Below are 22526 nucleotides of genomic sequence, written 5' to 3'. Positions count from 1 at the left end.
CGTAATAGTCGACATTCTCCGAATTGCGGATCAGGCGGTCATAGGCGATGACCTTGACGCCCTTGGCGGCGGCGGCCTTGAGAGCATCGGCCAGCGTGGTGCCGTCGATTGCCGCGATCACCAGCACCTTGTCGCCCTTGGTGAGCATGTTCTCGATCTGCGCGAGCTGGCCGGGAATATCGCCATTGGCATATTGCAAGTCGGCGCCATACCCCTTGGCTTCCAACTGCTTGACGACATTCTTGCCGTCGTCGATCCAGCGCTCGACCGTCTTGTCCGGCATGGCGATGCCGACGGTCCCCTTGTCCTGTGCCAAGGCCGGTGTCGCGAGAATGCCGGCAGCCAAGGCGCTCGCCAGACACAGTTTTTGGAACAATCCCATAGTGCCTCCCGATTTCATGAGTTACGTACCTCAATTTTCGTCATTGCAATCGCTCAATCTCTCGCTGCAATGGTACGACGAATGATAAATTAGCGCTCCGGCGTGTCAACGCTCCATGATGGACGGACCTCATGGATCGTCATTGCCGACACCCGATCAGGCATTTCGGGTTTTCAATTTCCCCAGTCGAGCACGATCTTGCCGCACTCGCCCCGCGCCATCGTCTCGAAGCCCTCGAGATAGTCGGCGACGGCCAGGCGGTGGGTGATCACCGGGCGGATATTGAGCCCGCTCTGCAGCATGGCCAGCATCTTGTGCCAGGTTTCGAACATCTCGCGGCCATAGATGCCCTTGATGGTCAGCATCTTGAAGACGATCTTGTTCCAATCGACGGCAAAGGGCGTGGAGGGAATGCCAAGCATGGCGATCTTGGAGCCCATCAGCATGACGTCGAGCATCTGCTGGAAAGCCGCCGGTGCACCGCTCATCTCCAGGCCGACATCGAAGCCTTCCTTCATCCTCAGGCGGGTCATCACGTCGCGCAGATCTTCCTTGGCGACGTTGACCGGCACGACATCGGCCACCTTGGCAGCAAGGTCGAGGCGGACCGGATTGATGTCGGTGATCACGACATGGCGGGCACCGGCATGGCGGGCGACGGCCCCGGCCATGATGCCGATCGGGCCGGCGCCGGTGATCAGCACGTCCTCGCCGACGAGATCGAAGGACAGCGCCGTGTGCACCGCATTACCGAGCGGATCGAGGATGGCGCCGAGTTCGTCGTCGACCTCATCGGGCAGCGGCACGATGTTGAAGGCCGGTACCTTCACATATTCGGCGAAGGCGCCGGGCATGTTGACGCCGATGCCGCGGGTGTCGGGATCGAGGTGGAAGCGCCCTGCCCGCGTCGCCCGGCTCTTCATTCCGATGACATGGCCTTCGCCGGACACCCGCTCGCCGATCTTGAGGCTGTGCACGGCCGAGCCGATCTCGACGATCTCGCCGGCATATTCATGACCGACGATCATCGGCACCGGCACAGTCTTCTGGGCCCAGGCGTCCCATTTGTAGATGTGGATGTCGGTGCCGCAGATGCCGGTTTTCCGCACCTTCACCAGGACATCGTTGGGACCGAGTTCAGGCATCGGCTCATTGTCCGAAAACCAAAGGCCGGGTTCGGGCTTGGATTTGACGAGGGCTTTCATCTGTCAGGGCTTTCTTGGGAGGCCTTCAGGCTTGCCAGGGGTTGAAGACAGGAACGCCGAGGGGGCTAAAATCGGCGACATTTCGGGTGACCATGGTCAGGCCATGCTCCAAGGCCGTAGCCGCAATCATCGCATCCCGTTCGGGACGCCGGTCCGGGACAGGCAGGCGCGCACATATCTGCGCGGTCCGAGATCCAAACTGTAAAATCCGGCCATCATAACTGGGCTCGACTTTGCCAACCAACCAGTTACGAAGAACTCCGCCTTGCGCGGGATCACGCCGCTCGATCGACAACACGCCAATTTCGAGTTCCATCAAGGTGACTGCAGAGATGAATTGTCTCGATCTGGCGGTGGCGTAAGCCCATTCGAGAAGCTTTGGCGCGGCAAGACGAGGACGACGCAACTCGGAGAGGACATTGGTATCCAGCAGGAACATCAGTCGAATACCGTCTCCCTGCGCACGATCTCACGCAAGCGCGGCGGCTCGAAATCGAAATCCGCTTCCGGTTCGTCCTGGCGGAGCAAATCCACGATGCTTGGCTCTTCCCCGACAAGGCGCTGATATTCCTCATGCTTCAGCAACACGAAGGCCGGCTTGCCGCGATCGGTGATCACGAGCGGGCCTTCCTCCGCGGCGCGCTTGGCTTTGCCGATGTCGTGATTGAACTCCCGGCTGCTCATGTGCTTCATCGGAGACCTCCGTAGGATATGTAGTTACAATACTACATCCTGCAAAGCCAATCACGCAAAAAGATCAGATCACGCCCAAAGCCTTGCCGGCATCGGTGAAGGCGTCGATGGCAAAATCAATGTCAGCTTCCGTCAGCCCGGCCGACATCTGGGTGCGGATGCGCGCCCTGCCCTTCGGCACCACCGGGAAGAAGAACCCGGCGACATAGACGCCGCGCTCGTCGAGCGCCCGAGCCATCTCCTGGGCGCGCCGCGCATCATGCAGCATCACCGGAATGATCGGCGTCTCACCCTGCAGAAGTTCGAAGCCTGCTTTTTCCAATCCGGCCCGGAAACGCCTGGTGTTGGCGAACAGCCTTTCGCGCAGATCGTCGCCGGCCTGCGCCAGCTCGATCGCCTTCATCGAGCCGGCCGCCACAGGCGGGGCGAGCGAGTTCGAGAACAGATAGGGCCGCGCGCGCTGGCGCAAGAGGTCGATGATCGGCTGGCTGGCAGCGACATAGCCGCCCATCGCTCCGCCCAGCGCCTTGCCCAGCGTGCCGGTGAGGATATCGACCTTGTCCTCCACCCCGGCGCGAGCGGGCGTGCCGCGCCCCTCCGGCCCGATGAAGCCGGTGGCGTGGCAATCATCCACCATCACATTGGCGCCGTAGCGCCCGGCAAGGTCCGTGAGCGTCTTCAGGTCGGCGAGATAGCCGTCCATGGAAAACACGCCGTCGGTGGCGATGACGATGTGGCGGGCATTGTCGGCCTTGGCTGCCTGCAACTGCACTTCGAGATCGTTCATGTCGCCATTGGCGAAGCGATAGCGCTTGGCCTTGCACAGGCGCACGCCGTCGATGATCGAGGCGTGGTTCAGGCTGTCGGAAACAATGGCATCCTCGGCACCGAGCAGGGGCTCGAACACCCCGCCATTGGCGTCGAAGCAGGCGGCGAAGAGTATAGCATCATCCTTGTTGAGATAGCGGGCGATGGTGCGCTCGAGTTCGCGGTGCAGGGTCTGCGTTCCGCAGATGAATCGCACCGAGGCCATGCCGAAACCATGGCCGTCCATGGCCTGTTTGGCGGTGGCGATGATCTCGGGATTGTCGGCCAGGCCCAGGTAATTGTTGGCGCACAGATTGAGCATCGGCCGCCGGCCGGCCTCGGCGGCCACTTCGATGCGGGCGCGTTGCGGGCCGGCAATCTCGCGTTCGCTCTTCCACAAACCGTCCTTGGCGATTTCCGTCAGGGTGGATTTGACATGATCGACGAGCGACATCGGGCGGCTCCCTTGTACCTGTTTGGGTTCACAGGCCTAAGCCAAAACCAGCCGCGCTTCAAATGATGAGATCATGCCGAAAAGAGATGAGAACAGACGAGCGCGCCGATCTTCGAACAGGTCGGGCAAGCAGGCATCCTCGGCCGCAGGAAAAGGCGGGTCCGAAGACCCGCCCCCAACCTCTCAGTACGTCTTCGGCACGTACATTTCCGACGGCACGGGATGGCGCACATAGTCTTCATGGCGCTCGCGGTCGGGCAGGATCACCGGCGGATGCTCGACTTGGCCATAGGGGATCTGATTGAGCAGATGGCTGATGCAGTTGAGGCGTGCGCGCTTCTTGTCGACCGCCTCGACCACCCACCAGGGCGCTTCGGGAATATGGGTACGCTCCAGCATCACTTCCTTGGCCCGGGTATAGTCTTCCCAGCGCCGACGGGATTCCACGTCCATCGGGCTCAGCTTCCACTGCTTGAGCGGATCCTGGATGCGCATGTTGAAGCGGAATTCCTGTTCCTCGTCAGTGATCGAGAACCAGTATTTCAACAGGATGATACCCGAGCGCACCAGCATGCGCTCGAATTCCGGCGCGGAGCGGAAGAACTCCTCATATTCGGCATCGGTGCAGAAGCCCATGACATGTTCGACACCCGCCCGGTTGTACCAGCTGCGGTCGAACAGCACCATTTCGCCGCCGGCCGGCAGATGAGCGACATAGCGCTGGAAGTACCATTGCGTGCGCTCGCGCTCGCTGGGTGCCGGCAGGGCTGCCACGCGGCAGATGCGCGGATTGAGGCGCTGGGTAATGCGCTTGATCACGCCGCCCTTGCCGGCGGAATCGCGCCCCTCGAACAGCACGACCACCCGCAGCTTGTTGTGCTGGATCCAGTCCTGCAGTTCGACCAGTTCGTGCTGCAGGCGGAAGAGCTCGCGGAAATAGATCTTGCGGTCGAGCGTATCGCGCTCTTCCAGCTCGGGCGCATCCCCCAGGATACGGTCGAGGCGGGCCTCCTCCAGCTCCAGTTCCAGCTCCTCGTCATAGCCGTCGGCAATCTCCTGCCGGATGCGGTCGAGATTGGGTCTGCTATCCGCTGGCGTGGTCATGCGAATACTCCTTGCGAGAAGGCCGCTTCGATCGGCCGGGCATGTCTCGGGCGCCATAGGCCCATGCTTTGATGAAGCCCGTAGTGCAGGAATATTTCAGTTATGTGACAGAGCCGGCAAGCACCCCTCCAAGGCTCAGCTCGTCTTCAGCCATTCCACGGCGCGGTGTGCGATGGCCATGACTGGAGCATTGGTATTGGCGCTGACGATCTCGGGCATCACCGAGCAATCGAACACACGCAGTCCCTCGACGCCGCGCACGCGCAGTTGGGAATCGAGCACCGCCATCGGATCATCGTCCCGGCCCATGCGCGCCGTCCCGACCGGATGGTAATTGGTCTTGACCATGCGCTTGCAATGGGCGTGCAGATCGGCATCGGAAACCTTGTCGGCACCGGGCAGCATCTCATGGGAAATCTTCTCCTTGATGGGCGAGGCGGTCAGAAAGGAGCGGGCAAAACGCAGGCCCGCGATCATCAGGCGGATATCCTCGGCATGCTTGAGGAAGCCGCCATCGACGACCGGCGGCTCGAGTGGATCCGCTGAGCGCAACTTCACCGTCCCCCGCGATTTCGGCCTGAGCAGGCAGGTGGTGAAAGTGACGCCGTCGCAGGCAGTGACGTCGGTGATGTCGCGGTCGAGATAGACGGTCGGCACGCAATAGATCTTCAGCGAGGCATCGGCCTGCGCGTCGTCGGGATTGGTGAAGACGCAGGCTTCCACGCCCGTGGTGGTCACCGGCCCCTGCTTGCGCAACAGGTAGTCGAGGCCGTTGCGGATCATGTTCCAGCCTTTGTCCTGGCCGAAATAGCCGTAACGGCCGTTGGAGGCGGCGATCAGCGGCACCTCGCAATGATCCTGCAGGTTCTCGCCCACGCCCGGCAGATCCACCTTGGGCTTGATGCCGTGGCGCAGGAGGTGGTCGGCCGGGCCGATGCCGGACAGCATCAGGAGCTTGGGCGTGACATAGGTCCCGGCGGCCAGAATCACCGTGGCGGCGGAGGCCCTGTGAGTCCGCCCGCCTTCCACATATTCGACCCCCGTGCAGCGGTTGCCTTCGATGACGAGGCGGGTCACAATCGCTTCCGTGGTGATGGTGAGACGTTCGTCACCGCGCACCAGCGGCAGGAAGGCGTCCACGGCCGAGCAGCGGCGCTTGGCCACCGGATCCATGGTGCCCTGCATCAGGCCCACGCCGCGCTGGCGCCCGGAGTTGAAATCAGGATTAAGCGGCTCGCCCAGGGACGGCAGCGCCTGCAGGAAGGCCTTCGTCATCTCGCAGGTATGGAGCGGCCTCGTGACCTTGAGCGGGCCGGCGGTGCCATGCACCGGCGTGTCCAGGTCGGCATTGCCTTCCATCGCAATGAAATGGGGGAGGATATCGGCATAGCGCCAGCCCTCCGCCCCGTAATTCTCGGCCCAATTGTCATAGTCGTCAGGCTGGCCGCGCATATAGACCATGGCGTTGACCGAGGAACCGCCGCCTAGCACCCGGCCCTGAGGCACGATGGTGGCACGCCCGTCGAGCTGGGGCTGGCGCTCCATCTTGTGCATGGTGAGATAGGTGTCCTTGGCCAGATATTTCATGTAGCCGGCCGGCATGTGCATGATCGGGTTCATGCGGGCGGGGCCGGCTTCCAGCATCAGGACGCGCTGGCCAAGATCGCGCACGAGCCGCATGGCGGTGACGCAGCCCGACGAGCCGCCGCCGACGATGATGGTGTCGTAAGTCATGGCCATTCGAACCCGCCCCATTTGTCTGACGAGTTCGTTGTGTTTCACAACTTTAGCTGAGTTGCAAACGGATTAGACCGTCGGAGGTGCCGCTGCCCCCAGGGTGATCAGCACGATCTCGGGCGGCACGCCGAAGCGCACCGGCAGACCCGTCATGCCAAGGCCACCCGAGACGACGAGGTGGCGATCCCCCTCGACGATATGGCCATAGGCAAAGCGGTTGCCATAGCGCGAGGGCACATGAATGACCCCGACGCCAGGCAGGACCACCTGCCCGCCATGCGTATGGCCGCAGACCGTCAGGGCGACATGATCGGGCACGTCGACGAAGATGTCCGGTTCATGGGCCAGCAGGATCGCCGGGGCGGTGTCGCCCACCTTGGCAAGCGTACCCGGCAGATCGTCCAGGCCGTAATTGCCATCGCCGAGGCCGAGCAGCCAGAAGGGCCGTCCGTCCTTCTCGAGCCGCAGCGCCGCATTCTCCATGACATGGATGCCATGGGCCTTGAAGGCACGGCGGACATTGTCGCCATCATGCCAGCCGATATCGTGATTGCCGAGCACGGCATGCACGCCGAGCGGCGCGCGCAGGATGGAAAGCGCCCTGGCGCATTCGGACATCGGCACGAAGGAACCGACGCCGAAGCGCCCCATGCCGGCCTCGTAGTCACCCGCCAGCAGCACGATGTCGGGTTTGAGGGCATTGGTGGTGTGGGCGATCTGCTCGATGTGGGCCGGGGTCATCCAGGGATTGATGGCATGGATGTCGGCTAGCACGGCAATGCGCAGCGTCGGTCCGCTTCTCCATTGGCGCGGTGCGACTTGGTACTGCGTCGCCAGCAACCGTCGTGGCTCGACCCCGAAGGCGTAGCCGCCGAACAGAAGAGGCGTGGCAAGGCCGGCCTTGAGGAGGAAATTGCGTCTGGAGAGCATGCGGAACCGTGGGGTATTGCAACGAAGGAAACGATCTTCCCGCATCTTTGTGGCGCTGCAGCAGCAACGATATGCAGGAGCGATGGAAAGAAAGCGCATTCGTCGTGCGCGAACCGGGCATAAATCGCTAAACGCCGAACCCGAACACCATCAATCTGTGATCCTTGTAGAGCGCGGGCGCGACATACCAGCCACGCCAACCGCGGGGGCGGAGGAACAAAAGTATAGCGCTTTCCTTTTGAAACAAATCTCTGAATTCACTGGCTTTATTTGTCCTATTTCGATCGTCGTATCGTGACAGGCAGCTCTTCACACTCCAGAACATTTCGGCTAGGACCTCCGACATCGCGTCGAGATCGTTCAGTCTGTTCATCACATCGAACAAGGATGCTTGAGTGAAAATCAGGTTTTCTCCCTGTTGCGGACGTAGCCCTTGATAGTCTGGAGATCGCCGCCTGAAGGGCATGAGGTTGCTTATCCTGTCCTCAGTTTTGAGCCTATCATCGGGATTAACGGACGGCTCCTCCAGAACCTCGAACTCGGCGAAGAAGCATCCGGCGCCGGCGATGAAGGTTAGTGGGCGACCCAATTTGAACATGGCCGGAACCAATGCGCGTACGTCGGCGGGCGTTGGATCGCGGCACAGATAGACACCGGCACAGCACAACATGACAACGATCATGATCCTCGCCTTGAGAGACAGTCTTGTTTCGGCTCGCGTTTTTCGCGTTTTCATCATCGTTCGGGAACCCGCAGCCATTTGCTCGAAGTCAGGTCGACTCCTCCCAACGTGACCATCACGATCTCGGGCGGCACGCCGAAGCGCACAGGCAGGCCGGTCATGCCCAAGCCGCCGGAAACCACCAGATGACGATCGTCCTCGACAATATGGCCATAGGCAAAACGCCTGCCGAAGCGGGAGGGCACGCCTCTCGGACCATAGAAGGGGAAACTGACTTGTCCGCCATGGGTGTGTCCGCAGACCGTCAGGGCAATGCGGCGTTCGTGATCGAGTTGCGGCAGCTCGGCAAAGATGTCGGGTTCATGGGCCAGCAGGATTGCCGGCGAGCCATCGCTCATCTGAGCCAGGGTGCCCGGCAGGTCGTCGAGCCTTCTGCGATGGATACCTCCCCACTGGTCTCCCAGGCCGAGCAGCCAGAATCCGCTCCCTTTCTTCTCCAGCCGGACCGCCTTGTTCTCCATGACGGGAATACCGAAAGCGGCGAAAGCGCGCCGGACATTGTCGCCGCCCCTGCCACGGCGTCCCAGATCGTGATTGCCGAGCACGGCATGCACGCCCAAAGGCGCCCGAAGCAGCGATAGCGCCTCGGCGCAATCCTCCATCGAGACATAGGAGCCGACACCATAGAGCGGCATGCTGGCCTCGTAGTCGCCGGCCAGCAGCACGATATCGGGGTCGAGGGCGTTGGTGGCGCGCGCAATCCGCTCGATGTGGGCAGAGCTCATCCAGGGATTGATGGCGTGGATGTCGGCGAGCACGGCGATCCTGAGGACCGGTGCGGCAGGCCAATTGCCGGGCGAGATTCGGTAGCGTGTCGTCACGAGACGCTGCGGCTCGACGCCGAAGGCGTAGCCGCCGGACAGGAAAGGCGTGGCGAGGCCGGCTTTGAGCAGGAAACGGCGTCTGGACAGCATCGGGATCCACGGGGTTGCGTTGCTTGGCAAGGCAACCCTGCCCCATGGTTATGATGGGATAATCGCCGACAGATGCAGGATTGAAGGAAAGTCGGCGCAATCCCGGCTCGGGCCGGGAATGTCCTCTCGGTCAAAGCCTGAAAAGCCAAGAGGCGGGCCAACGGACCCGCCTCTCGACATATCGATTGTCCGATCGAGGGGAATGACGGCGCGCGCCGTCACTCTGCCGCGATGATGCTCGGCTTGACCTGGCCCGAGCGTTCCTTCTTGACCAGGTCCGCCACCATGAAGGCGACCTCGATGGCCTGCTCGGCATTGAGGCGCGGATCGCAATGGGTGTGGTAGCGATCGGCGAGATCGGCTTCGCTCACGGCGCGGGCGCCGCCGGTGCATTCGGTGACGTTCTTGCCGGTCATCTCCAGATGCAGGCCGCCGGCATAGGTGCCTTCGGCCTGGTGCACGGCAAAGAAGCTCTTGATCTCGCCGGTGATCTGGTCGAACGGCCGGGTCTTGTAGCCGTTCATCGCCTTCACCGTGTTGCCATGCATCGGATCGCAGGACCACACCACCGAACGGCCCTCGCGCTTCACGGCGCGGATGAGTTCGGGCAGATGCTGCTCGACCTTGTCATGGCCAAAGCGGGCGATCAGGGTCAGGCGACCCGGCTCGTTTTCCGGGTTGAGGATGTCGATCAGCTTGATCAGTTCGTCGGGCTTGAGCGAGGGGCCGCATTTCAGGCCGATCGGGTTCTTGACGCCCCGGAAGAACTCGACATGGGCGTGGTCGAGCTGACGCGTGCGGTCGCCGATCCAGACGAAATGGCCCGAGGTCGCATAGGGATCGCCCGAGGTGGAATCGATGCGGGTCATCGCCTGCTCATAGCCGAGCAGCAGGGCCTCGTGGCTGGTGTAGAAATCGGTGATGCGCATCTCCGGATGCAACTCCGGATCGATGCCGCAGGCGCGCATGAAGTCGAGCGTCTCGGTGATGCGCTCGGCCAGAGCCTGATATTTCGAGCTCTGCGGCGAGTCCTTGACGAAGCCGAGCATCCACTGATGCACATGGGCGAGATTGGCATAGCCGCCGCTGGCGAAGGCGCGCAGCAGGTTGAGCGTCGCCGCCGACTGGCGATAGGCTTCGAGCTGGCGCCGCGGATCGGGAATGCGGGCCTCGGCGGTGAATTCGGTGCCGTTGACGATGTCGCCGCGATAGACGGGCAGCTCGATCTCGCCGACTTTCTCGGTGGGCGCCGAGCGTGGCTTGGCGAACTGGCCGGCGATGCGGCCGACCTTCACCACCGGCGAGGACCCGGCGAAGGTGAGCACCACGGCCATCTGCAGGAAGACGCGGAAGAAGTCGCGGATATTGTCGGCGCCATGCTCGGCGAAACTCTCGGCGCAATCGCCCCCTTGCAGCAGGAAGGCCTCTCCGGCGGCAACCTTGGCGAGCTGGCGCTTGAGCTTGCGTGCTTCACCGGCAAAAACGAGCGGCGGGAAGGTCGCGAGCGTCGCCTCGACGTCGTTGAGAGCCTTTTCGTCGGGATAGACGGGCGACTGCTGGATCGGTCTGGAACGCCAGCTCTGCGGTGTCCAACGCTCGGACATGAGTATACTTCCTGTTCTCAGGGCGAACCGGCTATAGCCGCCCTGCACGACTATGATACTTTCACGAGGCCGGCGTTTTCCGGCGAAGGCCGGTTCTATACGCGTCCGGCCAATAGAAAACCAGCGTAAAGCCGTGATTTTCAGTCTCGTTTACGAAATCTTCGAGCAGGTTGGGACCGTTTTGGCCGGATCGCTGGCCTTCAGCCGGCTCCTGGAAACGCGTCGTCGAATGAAGGGGGCGGCTGAATGCCGGATCTTCAATTCTCCCGCCCCGCCAGGATCTTGAGCGCCTTCAAGGTCTCGCGATTGAGCGTACCCTTGGTCTTGCCGCTGTAGAGGCCGCGGTCGACCAGGATCGACTGTACTTCCATGCGGGTATCCAGGCCCCAGGCCCCCCAGTGGTCGGTGAGCTGCTTGAAGCTGTAGTCGTTGCCGGCCGCGAGCGCCCGCATCAACCACAGGGCCGCCGCTTTGCCATCGGCCGGAATGCCGGTGCCATTGGCATAGGCAAAGGCAAGCCCCGCCATGCCGTCGGTGTTGCCGCGATCGGCAGCCAGGCGATAATAGGTGACCGATCTGGCTTCATCCTTGGGCACACCGTCGCCGCTGAGATAGGCATAGGCGATCTTCACCAGCGCATCGTCGTCGCCCTGGTCGGCGGCAGCCTGGAACAGGGCGATCGCTTTGGCGCCATCCTTCGGCACACCCTGCCCGCTCTGATAGGCCAGAGCGAGATTGCGGGCTCCCGCCGGATCGCCCTTGTCGGCCGCCTCCTGGAACTGCCGGGCCGCTTCCGCGAAATCCTGGGTGACGCCCTCGCCATCCCGATAGAGAAAGCCGAGATTGACATTGGCGGCGGCCAGCCCTGCCTCCGCCGCCTTCTTGTAGAGCGCCAGTGCCTCGACCGGATCGACCTTTACGCCGCGCCCGACCTGATATTGATAGGCCAGAGAATTGAGGCAGTCGGCATCGCCCTTGTCGGCGCACAGCTTGAACAGGCGGTTCGCCTCGGCGTCATTGCTCGGAATACCGACACCGTCACGTTCGCGCACCCCGGCCGAAAAGGCCGCGATCAGGCTGCCGAGATCGGCTGCCTTGCGATAGGCTTCGAGAGCGGCCCGATCATTGCCGAGCTTTTCCTGGGCACGCCCGAGCTGGAACTGAAAGCGCGCGACGGCGGGATAGCGGCCGGCGGCCTCCTCGCAGCGTGCCAGGGCCAGCGTACCGTCGAGCGCCTCCATGGCAACGCCATCCACGACTTTCTGGCTGTCCTCGGGACTTGCCGCGAGGCGATCACAGTCCGTAACGGCTTCTTCCGTCTGCGGCTGGACTGGCGCGGCGCGCAAGGGTGGGACATGCCGCCCATGAGGCGGGGTGAGATTGAGCGCCCAAGCCGCGTTCGCCAGCATGACCATGCCAGCGGCGACCGCGCCGAAAATCACCACAGGAGCCCGCATCATGCCCTCCCCGAACCGCCTGCCCTGCCGCCTTCTGATGCGTAGCGGCCGGATATCCAAGCGGGGGAATCGCCGCTATCGCACGGCGCGCACTCTGCAGCCGGGTTGGTAAAGGCCGGCTTAGCGGACGGGCGTGCGCATCGTCACCAATTCTTCGGCCGCGCTTGGATGCAACGGCATCGTGGCATCGAAATCGGCCTTTGTCGCGCCCATCTTGACGCTGATCGCCAACAATTGCGCCATTTCGGCCGCCCCTTCGCCGACGATGTGCACACCAAGTATCTTATCCGTCACCTTGTCGACGACCAGCTTCATGAAGACGCGGTCGCCGCTACCCGACAGGGTGGCCTTCATGGCCCGGAACGAGGTCTGGAAAATGGTGACGCCGCCACCGCATTCGGCGCGCGCTTCTTCCTCGCTCAAGCCGACGGTACCGATTTCCGGGGTCGAGAACACGGCCGTCGGCACCAGGCGATGGTCGGCGAGCCAGGGCTTGTTGCCGAAGACGGTATCGGCAAAGGCATGCCCCTCGCGGATGGCGACGGGGGTGAGATTGATGCGATTGGTGACGTCGCCCACCGCCCAGATCCCGGGCGCCGTGGTGCGCGACTGGTCGTCGACCGCGATGGCGCCGGCAGTGTTGATTTCCACCCCGACCGTTTCGAGACCGAGACCCGCAGTATTGGGCTTGCGCCCCGTCGCCACCATGATCTCGCCGACATGGCGCGTCTGGCCGTTGGTGAGGGTGACCCGCCGCCCGCCGGCCTTGTCCTCCTCGATGTGCTTGAGGTCCGTACGGATCAGGATCTCGATGCCGGCTGCACTCATCGCCTCGGTCAACACCCGGCGAACGTCGTCGTCGAAACCGCGCAGGATCGCCTCCCCGCGATAGACCAGGGTCACCTTCACGCCGAGCCTCTGCAGGAGGCAGGCGAACTCGACTGCGATGTAGCCGCCGCCGACGATGATCATCGTCTCCGGCAGGGCCGGCAGGTCGAAGACTTCGTTGGAGGTGATGGCGAACTCGACGCCCGGCACGTTCGGCTTTACCGGCGCCCCGCCGGTGGCGATCAGGATCCGGCCGGCGGTGAAGCTGCGTCCCCCATCGAGCTGCACGGTGTGCGGGGCGGTGATCACGGCACGACTCGGGAAAGTCGCTACCGACGATTTTTCCAGATTGGCCGAATAAGCCCGTTCCAGCCGGCTAATCTCGGCTTCTTTCGCGGCCACGAGCTTGGGCCAGGAAAATTCGGCCTCGGGCACCGTCCAGCCGAAGCCTGCCGCCTCGCGGAACTCGTCGGCGAAACGGCTGGCCAGCACATAGAGCTTCTTGGGCACGCAGCCACGAATGACACAGGTGCCGCCGACCCGGAACTCCTCGGCGATGGCTACCCGCGCGCCGTGGGAAGCTGCAATACGGGCGGCGCGCACCCCACCGGATCCTGCGCCGATCACGAACAGATCATAGTCGAATTGCGACATGGTACAGCCTGATTTCCGGTGCCCCGAGGGCAAAAAAAGAAGCCTAGGATTCGCCCGTCAACAAACGAATTGGTTTGGCTCAAGCTTTGTCATTGCCGGGCTTGACCCGGCAATCCAGTTCTTCCCCTCCAGGCTCGAGGAGGGCGTCCCTGGATGCCCGGGCATGACAAAGGTCGCGTCAGTTATGTGCGCACAACGCCCTGAACGTAAGAAGCGGGATTGATGCGATCAATCCCGCTTCTTAACAAGTCCGGTATGCGGATTTATTGGGCGGGTTTGGCCGGAGCCTGTGCCTCGGCGGGAGCGTCGGCCGGCGACGGGCCGAGCTTGCCGCCCTTCTTCTCCACCTCTTCGCGTACCCGCTTCATCACGCCGTCCTGCAGGTCCCTCGTCCAGCCCTGCACCACCGGCATCGAGTCGCGCAGGATGATCTGCTGCTGGGTAGCGAGCTTCTTGCCGACCGGGCTCTCGTAGAACGTGATCAGCTGCTTGAGTTCGTCCTCGCTGAAACGCGTGGTGTAGAACTTGGCGAGGCTGTTATCGAGCTCGACCCGCTTCTTCATGAATTCGGGTACCAGCGAGATCGCGGCCTCGTTGATCAGCTGGCTGAGCTCGGGACGCTGGCCCGTATAGATGGTGGTGGCCTGCTGCAGATATTGCGGAATGATGTCGTCGAAACCGACGGTAAGGCCGGAAGCCTTGAGAAACTGCACGGCCGTCGCCAGCTGCTCGGGCGTGGGCTGGGCGGCGTTGCCAGTCGGCACCTCGGCCGTGGGCACCGGCGTGGCATTCTGCGCCGAAGCCGGCAGCGCTGCGGCGCTTGCGAGCAGTCCGGCGACCATGGCGGCGGCCAAGACGCGAACCTGCCCACAAACATGGCGTTGACGAAGCATCATGGAACTCCCATCACAAATCAGGCTGGCCCGATGAAGCGGACTCCCGAAGAGCCGGCGACATAAGCGCCTTTGGCATATCCGAGAAACAGTCCGTGTTCGACGACACCGGGAATGGTGGACAGGCCCGCCGCCAGGGCAGCGGGATCGGGGATCTGTTGAAAGTGGCAATCAAGGATGTGGTGCCCGCCATCCGTGACGAAAACAAGGCCGTCAGGCTGATGACGCAGGCGCAATTCACCGGAAAGTCCGAGTTTCGCGGCAATACGTTCCACCGCTGCCCGGGTCGCACCGAAGCCGAAGGGAATGACCTCCACCGGCAGCGGGAAGCGCCCGAGCACGGGCACGACCTTGGATTCGTCGGCGATCACCAGCATCGAGGCCGCCGCCGCTGCGACGATCTTCTCGCGCAGCAACGCGCCGCCACCGCCCTTGATCAACCCGAGAGCCGGACCGATCTCGTCGGCGCCGTCGACGGCCAGATCGAGTTCGGGCGTCTCGTCGAGTGTGGTCAAGGGAATACCCAGGCCCTTGGCCTGGTCATGGGTGAATTCGGAGGCCGGCACGCAAATGACATCGAGCCCGTCGCGCACCTTCTCGCCCAAAAGGTCGACGAAGTGCTTGGCCGTCGAGCCATGGCCCAGGCCCAGCCTCATGCCGCTTTCGACATGGGCGAGCGCGGCTCGGGCTGCTTCGCGCTTCATGTCGTCAGGGGTCATGGCAACCTTGTGCTGTTCGGGTTATCGGACGATGCGTCCCAAGCGGAGTTCGGTCTTTTACAGATTCCTCCTGATCGCGTCATGGGCGCGATCAGGAGGAATCTGCCTGGGATCAGGCGGCGGTTATAACGGCTTTGCCGCCGATTGCATCAGTTAAGTTTGAGAAGCAAGGGGCTAGACACAAGGAAAATCGGCCTCCCCCCTTAGCCCGGCGAGCCCACCCATGCGCCCATTGCGGCTTCTGCTTATTTCCCCGGCGGCGTGCAGATGACCTGATCCTTCCAGACATAGCACACGCTCATCGTCCCGGTACGCTGTTCCACCCGGAACACCGAACTCTCGCGCTCGTGGCTGGAGGCGATCAGCGTGTAGTCCCCGGGCTCCTGCTTGCCGGCCCCTTCACCGGCCGGGAAACAAAGGGTGACGCCGGTATTGTCCTCCTTGACCCCATATTGGCAGGCCCCCACCTCGCCGGTCAGCCGGTCGACCCGATAGATCCGGTTGAGGTCCTTTTGCGGGGCCGCCACGAAGACATAGTCGGCGGCAAGCGCCGGACCGGCGGTAAGAAGGAGGGCTGCAAGGCCTAGCGAACGCTTCATGATGACTGGCTCGTCGTTTCCTCGGCAGAGCGCATTGTCCCGAATGCCTGGGGCGTCGTGTCACACGCCCTGGCGTGATCGAACCCGGTTACATTCGCATGGACGATACGATCCTAGCTCGAATCGTGAATTTTCGAATCTCCGCTTGCCACCCAGACATGGCATTTTCCAGACCAAGCCGGAAAGAACAGCATGATGCAGCCGCGGACGGCGATCTTCGACCTTGATGGAACGCTGGTGGACAGCGCCCCAGACCTGATGGGCACGCTGAACTTCATCCTGGCTCGCGAAGGGCTGCCCGCCTTGCCGCTCGAGAAGGCGCATAGTCTGGTGGGTGCCGGTGCCCGTGCCTTGCTGGAACGCGGCTTTGCCGTGTGTGGCTTGGCGGTCGAGCCAGCCCGCATGGATGTGCTCTTTGGTGATTTCCTCGATCATTATGGCAAACACCTCGCCGACAAGACGGTTGCCTTCGACGGCGTCGAGAAGGCCTTGAAGACATTGAAAGCGCGGGGCTGGATATTGGGCGTATGTACCAACAAGCCGACGGATCTTTCGGTCCGGCTACTGGAAGCCCTGAGGCTGGCCCCCTATTTCAGTGCGATCTGCGGACGCGACGCCTTCGCCTGGTTCAAGCCGGACCCCCGTCACCTCACCCTTTCCATCGAGGCCGCCGGTGGCAATCCCGCCCACGCTATCATGGTGGGTGACAGCAAGACCGACATCGACACGGCCTTGCGCGCCGGGTTGCCGTCGGTCTGCGTGGATTTCGGCTACACCGACATTCCCGCCACGCAGTTGGGGGCAACGCGCGTCATTTCGCATTTCGATCAACTGATTTCTGCGATCGATGCGATTACCGGCTTGACAGCGCAGCCGGCTTTATCCAAATAGGCGCTTCCCTTCGGGGGCGCGTAGCTCAGCGGGAGAGCACTCCCTTCACACGGGAGGGGTCACAGGTTCAATCCCTGTCGCGCCCACCATCCAAACTCCGCAAATTTATCCTCTGATGACCGTATTCGCCGTTCAGTGTTGAGACGCGGTGCGATGGATCAATTTGCGGGTCTGGGGCGATATACATCGTCATCCCATACGGAACTTTCTCCCTGCCCATGCGTTTGATCGAGCGTTTTCGATCAAATGCGTGTTTTCGTTTCATTTCGACAGGAGAGGCCCATGAGATTTCTTATTGCCGCCGCTATCGCCCTGGGCGCCACCTTCGCCCTCGCCACCCCATCCTCGGCCATGCCGGTGTCCCAGCCTGACAATCCTTCGCTGGTGCAGACCGTCAGGGACCGGACCTGCAACGCGCCGTCCCGCACAGCCCGCTGCAAATGGTATGGGATGCCCGGCGTGCATCGCGGGCCGCGCTGGCTGCGTCAACACGGCGGTGAAGGCTACCGGCATCGCCACCATCACCGCCGGCACTATCGCCACCATCGGCGCGCCTGATTTTTCCTGAGAACGCCGGCGAACCATCGCTGGGTGCAAGGCGCGCTTACCGGAATCGCGCCCTGCGCCAACTTTTGGTTCCAGGGCGCTTTTTCCTTCGCCACCACTGCCCTCAGTTCGTGACCGGCTTCAGCCGCGGCTTGGGTTCTGCCATGGCAAGGCCGGCTCCGGCCAACATCACCGCCATGCCGAGAAGGTCGAGCAGGCGCACCTGTTCGCCGAAGCAGATCATGCCGAGCAGTACGGCGATGATGGGAGACACGAACGCATAGGTCCCGGCGCGGGTGGCACCGATCTCCCTGAGAAGCGTCATGTAGATGGTGTAGCCGATCAGCGAGCCGAAGAGCACAAGGAACAGCCACCCCGCCCAGGCTGCCGAACCCCATTGGCCCGCCAAGGCGGGAATTGCTCCGGGCTCGCCGGCAAGCGACAGGGCCAGCAGCAGCAGGCCACCGAAGAGGGTGGTGGTACCGGCCACGAAAGTCGAGGAATAGAGCCGCAGCAAGGGACGCGCGACCACCGAGCCCCAGCCATAGGCCACGGCCGCCCACGACACCGCTGCCGCCCCAGCCAGGCGCAATGCCGCGCTCTCGTCCGCCGCAGCAGACCAGTTTCGAACCGCCGTCGGCCCGAACAGAATGGCCAGCCCTGCCATGCCGAGAAGCAGGGCACCGAAACGCCGCCGGTCGAAACTCTCTTCCCGCAGCCAGAGCGCAAAAGCCATCAGCGCTATCGGCGTCAATGACATTTCGAGCACGGCAGCCGTGCCCGAATCGACATGCGCCACGCCCCAGAACAGTGCCGCGTAACATAGCGTGATCATCAGCAGACTGGTGGCCGCAAGACGCGGCAGGTCCCGCCATGCCATCTGTGGCTGCCCTTCTCGCCAGGCGGCGAACCCCAGCAGCAGCACGCCGGCTGCGATGAAACGCGTTCCGGCGAACAGCAAAGGCGGCACCGCCTCCACGCCGGCCTTGATACCGATCCAGGTGGTTCCCCAGATCACGCAAAGAGCCAGGAACAGCAGTGTGGTGCGGCTAGGCATGCGGAACCTCTGTCGACTTGTTGTAACGGTTATATATCATTATAAGCGTTACAATGCACGCTTGAGTTTGGAGCCCGGGCGCTGGAAAGTGCGAGGATGAGCCAGACCAGGACCATTGCTACCGCCCGCCTCGTCGGCGGACATCCGGCCTTGGATTTCGTCAACACGGTCGACGCCTGGCGCGACCGCTGGGGGCCGGACCTGCTCGTCGCTTATGGCGACCTCGTCACCTGGGCCGAACGGGTCGACCTGATCGATTCGGCCCTTTCGGCCCGCCTGCGGCACCAGGCCGATACCAAGTCTGCCGAGGCGGACGCAGCCCTGACGCGGGCCCGGGCCCTGCGCACGACGTTGAGAAATCTCTTCCTCGCCGAAACCATGGACGAAGCGGGATGCGAGGAGGACGGTGTTCGCCTCAATGCCATGCTGCAGAACGCCAACCATCAGCGCGAACTGCGCCTGGTCGCCGGCTCCTTCGAATGGGGGTGGCGCGAGAGCGATAGTCTCGACGCCATCCTTCATCGCATCGCCTTCGCCGCGGCGGACCTGCTCACCAGTCGCAGTGACCGCCGCAATGTGCGGGAATGCCATGGCATCAATTGCGGCTGGCTCTTCCTCGACACCTCGCGTGGCGGACGCCGCCAATGGTGTTCGGAAGAGGCTTGCGGCACTCATATGCGCGTGCGCCGCTTCCGCGAGAAAGGCGGCTCGGACACCTGACCGCCTGTGGTTTTCAAAATTGCCGCCAATGGGCTGGCCTCGCTGCGCCTCCATGGGTTAAGGGACATGGCAAGCTATTGCCTGCTGCCGCCTGGCACCTCACCAGGCGGCGGGAGGGCAGATGCAAAGAACAAGCATGGAGCGTTTCCTCGAACGCGCCTTGCCTCGAGGGAGCCCGAAGACGCAATGCCTGACCGTGCCGATGCCCGCCGCCAGACTCTCGACGCCATTTTCACGGGGGCGGTCGCCGCGTCCCATCCGGCTACCTTCCTGCCACAGCATCTGCCCGCGCCACCCAGCACAGGGCGTCTGATCCTGCTCGCCGCTGGCAAGGCGGCCGGCAGCATGGCGGAGATCGCCGAAGCCCATTACACCGCCCTCGGCATCCCGGCCGATCGCATCGACGGCGTCGCCGTGGCCCGGCATGGCTATGGCCGCCCGCTCAAGACCCTGCCCATGATCGAGGCCGGCCACCCTGTGCCGGACCAAGGCAGCATCGACGGCGCCGAGCGCGCGCTGGCGCTTGCAACTGCAGCCGGCGAGGATGATCTGGTGCTGGTTCTGCTCTCCGGCGGCGCCTCCGCCAATTGGGTGGCACCCGCCGGTGCACTGACCCTGGACGACAAGCGCGCCATCACCCGCCATCTCCTGCGCTCGGGTGCCGCGATCGGCGAGATCAATGTGCTGCGCAAGCGCCTGTCGCGCATCAAGGGTGGGCGCCTCGCCCAGGCCGCCTATCCCGCGCGCCTGCTCACCCTGGCCGTCTCGGACGTGCCGGGCGATGATCCTGCCGTGATCGGCTCCGGCCCCACCGTGCCCGACCCCGTCAGCAATGCCCAGGCCCTTGCCATTGCCGAGCGCTTCAACACGCCTCTCGGTGCGGCCAGGGCCCTCTTCGAGGATGCCGGCAACGAGACACCCAAGCCGGGCGATGCCGTCTTTGCCAACAGCGAGTTTCGCATCGTCGTCACGCCCGGCGACATGATCGCGGCCGCGACCCGCCTTGCCGAGCAGCATGGCTACGAGCCCGTCGTGCTCGGCGCCAATGTCGAGGGCGAAGCCCGACAGGTCGCCGCCGACCAGGCGCGGCAGGCCCGCGCGCTGAAGGCTGCCGGCCGCCGCGCCGCGCTGATCTCCGGCGGAGAGCTGACGGTGACCATCACCGGCAAGGGACGCGGTGGCCCCAACCAGGAATTCAGCCTGGCCCTGGCCCTCGCCCTCGACGGCGAGACCGGCATCAGCGCGCTCGCCGCCGATACGGATGGCACCGATGGCGGCGGCGGCCTCGCCACCGACCCGGCCGGCGCCATCGTCGACGAGACCACGCTCGCCCGTGCTCGCGCGGCGGGAATCGATCCGGCTGCCTATCTCGCCGACAACGACTCGACCGGTTTCTTCGAAGCCATCGGCGATCTCGTGGCGCCCGGCCCGACCTTCACCAATGTCAACGACCTCCGGGTCATCCTGGTGGACTGAGGCGTTTACGGGAAAGGAAGATGCGGACGGGACGTCCGCATTTTTGAAACATCCGTCCGCCGCCAAGAAGGCTGGCGCGACTCGTAATTTGACCTGAAACTCCTGCTTTGGTGTCGCCGCTAGCGATTCCAGCATTGTTTCAAGGTCATATTTTCGATGTTTGCGCGCTTATTCCGATTTCTCGAAAGCCGCATAGACATATTCGCCGCTTTCGACGAACACGACACGCCGCCCACCGGAGTGTGGCGTTTCATGTGGCATCACCTCAAGCCCGTGAAGGGCTGGCTCGCCGCCATCATGGCGATCGAGCAGGCCTTCAGCGGCGTGGAGGCCGGCATCTATCTGATGGTCGGCTGGTTCGTGGACCTGCTCAACAAGGGCTCGCCGCAGACCCTGCTGCACGACCACGGACTGCTTCTGGCCGGTGCCCTGTTCGTGATTCTGTTCCTGAGGCCGATTCTGTTTTTCGTGACCCAGGCCGTCACCAATCTGATCGTCGTGCCGCCGCTGACCAACCAGATCCGTTGGCGCAACCACATCTACACGCTTGGCCATTCCCTCACCTATTTCCAGAACGACTTTGCCGGGCGCCTGTCGGCACGCGTGATCCAGGCCGGGCAGTCGATCCGCTCGGCGATCATCGCGGTGATCGGCGACCTCTGGTATGCGCTGGTCTTCGCCGGGGTCACCATCGGCTTCTTCGGCTCGGTCGATGCCTGGCTGGTGCTGCCCGTCGTCCTCTGGCTGGCGGCCTATGCTGCACTGCTCTCCTTTTTCGTGCCGCGGGCCCTCAAGCGCTCGGAAGCCAATTCCCTCGGCCGTTCGACCACCACCGGGCGCATCGTCGATTCCTACACCAACATCCTCACCGTGAAGCTGTTCGCCCGCTCCGACCTCGAACGCTCGGCGGTGAAGGAGGCGCTCAAGCGTTGGAACCAAAGCTTCCTGGACCTGATGCGCCTGATCCTCGGCGCCAGTTTCGCGCTGCAGGTGCTCAACAGCCTGCTGCTGGTGGTGATCGCCGGCATGATCCTCCTGCTGTGGAGCCAGGGCAACATGACGGCCGGCGCCGGTGCGGCAGCCCTCACTCTAGTGCTTCGACTGATCCAGCTCTCGGGCTGGCTGATGTATCTGATCCGCGACGTCTTCGAGAATATCGGCGCGGTGCAAGAAAGCATGCTCACCATCGCCAAGCCGCATGACCTGGTCGACGCTCCTGATGCGGCCACGCTTTCGGTGCCGCGCGGGGAAATCGTGTTCGAGCATGTCCGCTTCGGCTATGGCGGAACGCAGCCGGTGTTCACGGATCTTTCGCTTACCATCCACCCCGGCGAGAAGGTCGGCATCGTCGGCCCGTCCGGCGCCGGCAAGTCGACGCTCGTCAACCTGCTGCTGCGTCTCTATGCGATCCAGTCGGGCCGAATCCTGATCGACGGGCAGGACATTGCCGGCGTCAGCCAGGACAGCCTGCGCCGGCAGATCGGTGTGGTGACACAGGACAATTCCCTGCTGCACCGTTCCATCCACGACAACATCGCCTATGGCCGCATGGAAGCGAATCGGGACGCCATCGAGGACGCCGCCCGGCAGGCCGCCGCGCATGACTTCATCGTCACGCTGGGGGATCAGGACGGCCGCGCCGGCTACGAATCGCGCGTGGGCGAGCGCGGCGTGAAGCTCTCGGGCGGACAGCGCCAGCGCATCACCATCGCCCGCGTACTGCTCAAGAATGCCCCGATCCTGGTGCTCGACGAGGCAACCTCCGCCCTCGATTCCGAGGTGGAGGCAACAATCCAGAGCCAGCTTCGCCGCCTGATGCATGACAAGACGGTGCTCGCGATCGCCCATCGCCTCTCGACCATCGCCGAACTCGATCGCCTGATCGTGCTCGATGGCGGCCGTATCGTCGAGCAGGGACGGCATGAGGACCTGATCGAACGCGATGGCCTCTATGCCAGGCTGTGGCGGCGCCAGTCCGGCGGCTTCCTGGCCTTGGAGGATAGTTCGGCCGCTTGAGTAAGCATACAATTTAGTACCTGGGGGTAGGCTCGTGGGTCGAGCGAGATGATAGGGGACCGTAAAGGCTCGACATTTGTGCCCCCTCGCCCCGCTTG

Annotated in this window: 22 protein-coding genes and 1 tRNA gene; 6 read left to right on the top strand and 17 right to left on the bottom strand. The window is 63.3% G+C overall.

Annotated features, from left to right (window positions below; all coding sequences use genetic code 11):
- The 16 genes from QM672_RS12160 to QM672_RS12085 form a co-directional block, all read right to left on the bottom strand.
- Positions 1-382: substrate-binding domain-containing protein (locus QM672_RS12160; RefSeq protein WP_415082838.1), on the bottom strand; the 382-nt coding region annotated here is incomplete at its 3' end.
- Positions 383-555: 173 nt separating this feature from the next.
- Positions 556-1587 (bottom strand): L-threonine 3-dehydrogenase, encoded by a 1032-nt coding sequence (gene tdh / locus QM672_RS12155; RefSeq protein ID WP_415082836.1) that lies wholly within the window; start codon positions 1585-1587, stop codon positions 556-558.
- Positions 1588-1612: 25 nt separating this feature from the next.
- Positions 1613-2026, bottom strand: a complete 414-nt coding sequence (locus tag QM672_RS12150) for a type II toxin-antitoxin system VapC family toxin (protein ID WP_367623938.1) — start codon at positions 2024-2026, stop codon at positions 1613-1615.
- Complete coding sequence (locus QM672_RS12145; protein ID WP_068287089.1) at positions 2026-2280, bottom strand: type II toxin-antitoxin system Phd/YefM family antitoxin; 255 nt, start codon at positions 2278-2280, stop codon at positions 2026-2028. Before QM672_RS12145 ends, QM672_RS12150 begins: the two co-directional genes overlap by 1 nt.
- A 64-nt stretch (positions 2281-2344) precedes the next feature.
- Positions 2345-3541, bottom strand: a complete 1197-nt coding sequence (locus QM672_RS12140; protein ID WP_394309915.1) for a glycine C-acetyltransferase — start codon at positions 3539-3541, stop codon at positions 2345-2347.
- A gap of 183 nt (positions 3542-3724) precedes the next feature.
- Complete coding sequence (ppk2, locus tag QM672_RS12135; protein WP_311933213.1) at positions 3725-4645, bottom strand: polyphosphate kinase 2; 921 nt, start codon at positions 4643-4645, stop codon at positions 3725-3727.
- Between the two features lie 135 nt (positions 4646-4780).
- Positions 4781-6385 (bottom strand): GMC family oxidoreductase, encoded by a 1605-nt coding sequence (locus tag QM672_RS12130; RefSeq protein ID WP_311933214.1) that lies wholly within the window; start codon positions 6383-6385, stop codon positions 4781-4783.
- Positions 6386-6451: 66 nt separating this feature from the next.
- Positions 6452-7312, bottom strand: coding sequence for a metallophosphoesterase (locus QM672_RS12125; RefSeq protein WP_415082832.1), 861 nt, complete (start codon positions 7310-7312; stop codon positions 6452-6454).
- A 127-nt stretch (positions 7313-7439) separates the two neighbouring features.
- The gene (locus tag QM672_RS12120) at positions 7440-7994 is read right to left on the bottom strand and encodes a hypothetical protein (RefSeq protein WP_415082830.1); all 555 of its coding nucleotides are present in this window, start codon (positions 7992-7994) and stop codon (positions 7440-7442) included.
- 53 nt (positions 7995-8047) lie between these two features.
- The gene (locus tag QM672_RS12115; RefSeq protein WP_415082828.1) at positions 8048-8968 is read right to left on the bottom strand and encodes a metallophosphoesterase; all 921 of its coding nucleotides are present in this window, start codon (positions 8966-8968) and stop codon (positions 8048-8050) included.
- Between the two features lie 218 nt (positions 8969-9186).
- Positions 9187-10572, bottom strand: a complete 1386-nt coding sequence (locus QM672_RS12110) for a class II 3-deoxy-7-phosphoheptulonate synthase (RefSeq protein WP_311933218.1) — start codon at positions 10570-10572, stop codon at positions 9187-9189.
- A 257-nt stretch (positions 10573-10829) separates the two neighbouring features.
- Positions 10830-12032 carry a tetratricopeptide repeat protein gene (locus tag QM672_RS12105; protein ID WP_311933219.1) on the bottom strand — a complete coding sequence of 401 codons (1203 nt, stop codon included), beginning with the start codon at positions 12030-12032 and terminating at the stop codon, positions 10830-10832.
- A gap of 117 nt (positions 12033-12149) precedes the next feature.
- On the bottom strand, positions 12150-13511 hold the full coding sequence (gene gor, locus QM672_RS12100; protein ID WP_415082825.1) for a glutathione-disulfide reductase: 1362 nt from the start codon (positions 13509-13511) through the stop codon (positions 12150-12152).
- A gap of 263 nt (positions 13512-13774) precedes the next feature.
- Positions 13775-14407, bottom strand: a complete 633-nt coding sequence (locus QM672_RS12095) for a DUF2059 domain-containing protein (RefSeq protein WP_415082823.1) — start codon at positions 14405-14407, stop codon at positions 13775-13777.
- 17 nt (positions 14408-14424) lie between these two features.
- Entirely contained in the window at positions 14425-15123 is a 699-nt protein-coding gene (rpiA, locus tag QM672_RS12090; protein WP_311933222.1) for a ribose-5-phosphate isomerase RpiA, read from the bottom strand.
- 245 nt (positions 15124-15368) lie between these two features.
- Positions 15369-15722 carry a hypothetical protein gene (locus QM672_RS12085; RefSeq protein WP_311933223.1) on the bottom strand — a complete coding sequence of 118 codons (354 nt, stop codon included), beginning with the start codon at positions 15720-15722 and terminating at the stop codon, positions 15369-15371.
- Between the two features lie 192 nt (positions 15723-15914).
- Between QM672_RS12085 and gph the strand changes: the two genes are divergently transcribed.
- From gph to QM672_RS12070, 3 genes are all read left to right on the top strand, one after another.
- A complete protein-coding gene (gph, locus tag QM672_RS12080; protein ID WP_415082820.1) occupies positions 15915-16613 on the top strand; it encodes a phosphoglycolate phosphatase in 699 nt (232 codons plus the stop codon).
- A gap of 14 nt (positions 16614-16627) precedes the next feature.
- Positions 16628-16702: transfer RNA gene (locus QM672_RS12075), tRNA-Val, on the top strand.
- A gap of 193 nt (positions 16703-16895) precedes the next feature.
- Entirely contained in the window at positions 16896-17171 is a 276-nt protein-coding gene (locus tag QM672_RS12070; RefSeq protein WP_311933225.1) for a hypothetical protein, read from the top strand.
- 112 nt (positions 17172-17283) lie between these two features.
- On the opposite strand, the gene QM672_RS12065 is transcribed toward QM672_RS12070, so the two are convergent.
- Entirely contained in the window at positions 17284-18216 is a 933-nt protein-coding gene (locus QM672_RS12065) for a DMT family transporter (protein ID WP_415082818.1), read from the bottom strand.
- Between the two features lie 96 nt (positions 18217-18312).
- On the opposite strand from QM672_RS12065, the gene QM672_RS12060 reads away from it, so the two are divergent.
- The 3 genes from QM672_RS12060 (at position 18313) to QM672_RS12050 (ending at position 22428) form a co-directional block, all read left to right on the top strand.
- Entirely contained in the window at positions 18313-18936 is a 624-nt protein-coding gene (locus tag QM672_RS12060) for a CGNR zinc finger domain-containing protein (protein WP_367623946.1), read from the top strand.
- 186 nt (positions 18937-19122) lie between these two features.
- Complete coding sequence (locus QM672_RS12055) at positions 19123-20412, top strand: glycerate kinase type-2 family protein (protein WP_415082815.1); 1290 nt, start codon at positions 19123-19125, stop codon at positions 20410-20412.
- Between the two features lie 156 nt (positions 20413-20568).
- Positions 20569-22428, top strand: a complete 1860-nt coding sequence (locus QM672_RS12050; RefSeq protein WP_415082813.1) for an ABC transporter ATP-binding protein — start codon at positions 20569-20571, stop codon at positions 22426-22428.
- The last annotated feature ends 98 nt before the right edge of the window (positions 22429-22526 follow it).

Origin of the sequence: Labrys sp. (in: a-proteobacteria) (assembly GCF_047605565.1) — a bacterium.
GTDB classification, from domain to species: domain Bacteria; phylum Pseudomonadota; class Alphaproteobacteria; order Rhizobiales; family Labraceae; genus Labrys; species Labrys neptuniae.
The sequence above is the reverse complement of the archived record's forward strand: the minus strand, read 5'-3'. Positions and strand labels throughout refer to the sequence as shown.

Bases quoted from the DNA above. Each gene is read 5' to 3' on its own strand.
- QM672_RS12105 (WP_311933219.1), bottom strand. From the start codon at position 12,032: ATGATGCGGGCTCCTGTGGTGATTTTCGGCGCGGTCGCCGCTGGCATG.
- QM672_RS12085 (WP_311933223.1), bottom strand. From the start codon at position 15,722: ATGAAGCGTTCGCTAGGCCTTGCAGCCCTCCTTCTTACCGCCGGTCCG.
- gph (WP_415082820.1), top strand. From the start codon at position 15,915: ATGATGCAGCCGCGGACGGCGATCTTCGACCTTGATGGAACGCTGGTG.
- QM672_RS12110 (WP_311933218.1), bottom strand. From the start codon at position 10,572: ATGTCCGAGCGTTGGACACCGCAGAGCTGGCGTTCCAGACCGATCCAG.
- QM672_RS12145 (WP_068287089.1), bottom strand. From the start codon at position 2,280: ATGAAGCACATGAGCAGCCGGGAGTTCAATCACGACATCGGCAAAGCC.
- QM672_RS12130 (WP_311933214.1), bottom strand. From the start codon at position 6,385: ATGGCCATGACTTACGACACCATCATCGTCGGCGGCGGCTCGTCGGGC.
- QM672_RS12115 (WP_415082828.1), bottom strand. From the start codon at position 8,968: ATGCTGTCCAGACGCCGTTTCCTGCTCAAAGCCGGCCTCGCCACGCCT.
- rpiA (WP_311933222.1), bottom strand. From the start codon at position 15,123: ATGACCCCTGACGACATGAAGCGCGAAGCAGCCCGAGCCGCGCTCGCC.
- QM672_RS12060 (WP_367623946.1), top strand. From the start codon at position 18,313: ATGAGCCAGACCAGGACCATTGCTACCGCCCGCCTCGTCGGCGGACAT.
- QM672_RS12095 (WP_415082823.1), bottom strand. From the start codon at position 14,407: ATGATGCTTCGTCAACGCCATGTTTGTGGGCAGGTTCGCGTCTTGGCC.
- QM672_RS12150 (WP_367623938.1), bottom strand. From the start codon at position 2,026: ATGTTCCTGCTGGATACCAATGTCCTCTCCGAGTTGCGTCGTCCTCGT.
- gor (WP_415082825.1), bottom strand. From the start codon at position 13,511: ATGTCGCAATTCGACTATGATCTGTTCGTGATCGGCGCAGGATCCGGT.
- QM672_RS12065 (WP_415082818.1), bottom strand. From the start codon at position 18,216: ATGCCTAGCCGCACCACACTGCTGTTCCTGGCTCTTTGCGTGATCTGG.
- ppk2 (WP_311933213.1), bottom strand. From the start codon at position 4,645: ATGACCACGCCAGCGGATAGCAGACCCAATCTCGACCGCATCCGGCAG.
- QM672_RS12125 (WP_415082832.1), bottom strand. From the start codon at position 7,312: ATGCTCTCCAGACGCAATTTCCTCCTCAAGGCCGGCCTTGCCACGCCT.
- QM672_RS12050 (WP_415082813.1), top strand. From the start codon at position 20,569: ATGTTTGCGCGCTTATTCCGATTTCTCGAAAGCCGCATAGACATATTC.
- QM672_RS12055 (WP_415082815.1), top strand. From the start codon at position 19,123: ATGCCTGACCGTGCCGATGCCCGCCGCCAGACTCTCGACGCCATTTTC.
- QM672_RS12070 (WP_311933225.1), top strand. From the start codon at position 16,896: ATGAGATTTCTTATTGCCGCCGCTATCGCCCTGGGCGCCACCTTCGCC.
- tdh (WP_415082836.1), bottom strand. From the start codon at position 1,587: ATGAAAGCCCTCGTCAAATCCAAGCCCGAACCCGGCCTTTGGTTTTCG.
- QM672_RS12140 (WP_394309915.1), bottom strand. From the start codon at position 3,541: ATGTCGCTCGTCGATCATGTCAAATCCACCCTGACGGAAATCGCCAAG.
- QM672_RS12120 (WP_415082830.1), bottom strand. From the start codon at position 7,994: ATGATCGTTGTCATGTTGTGCTGTGCCGGTGTCTATCTGTGCCGCGAT.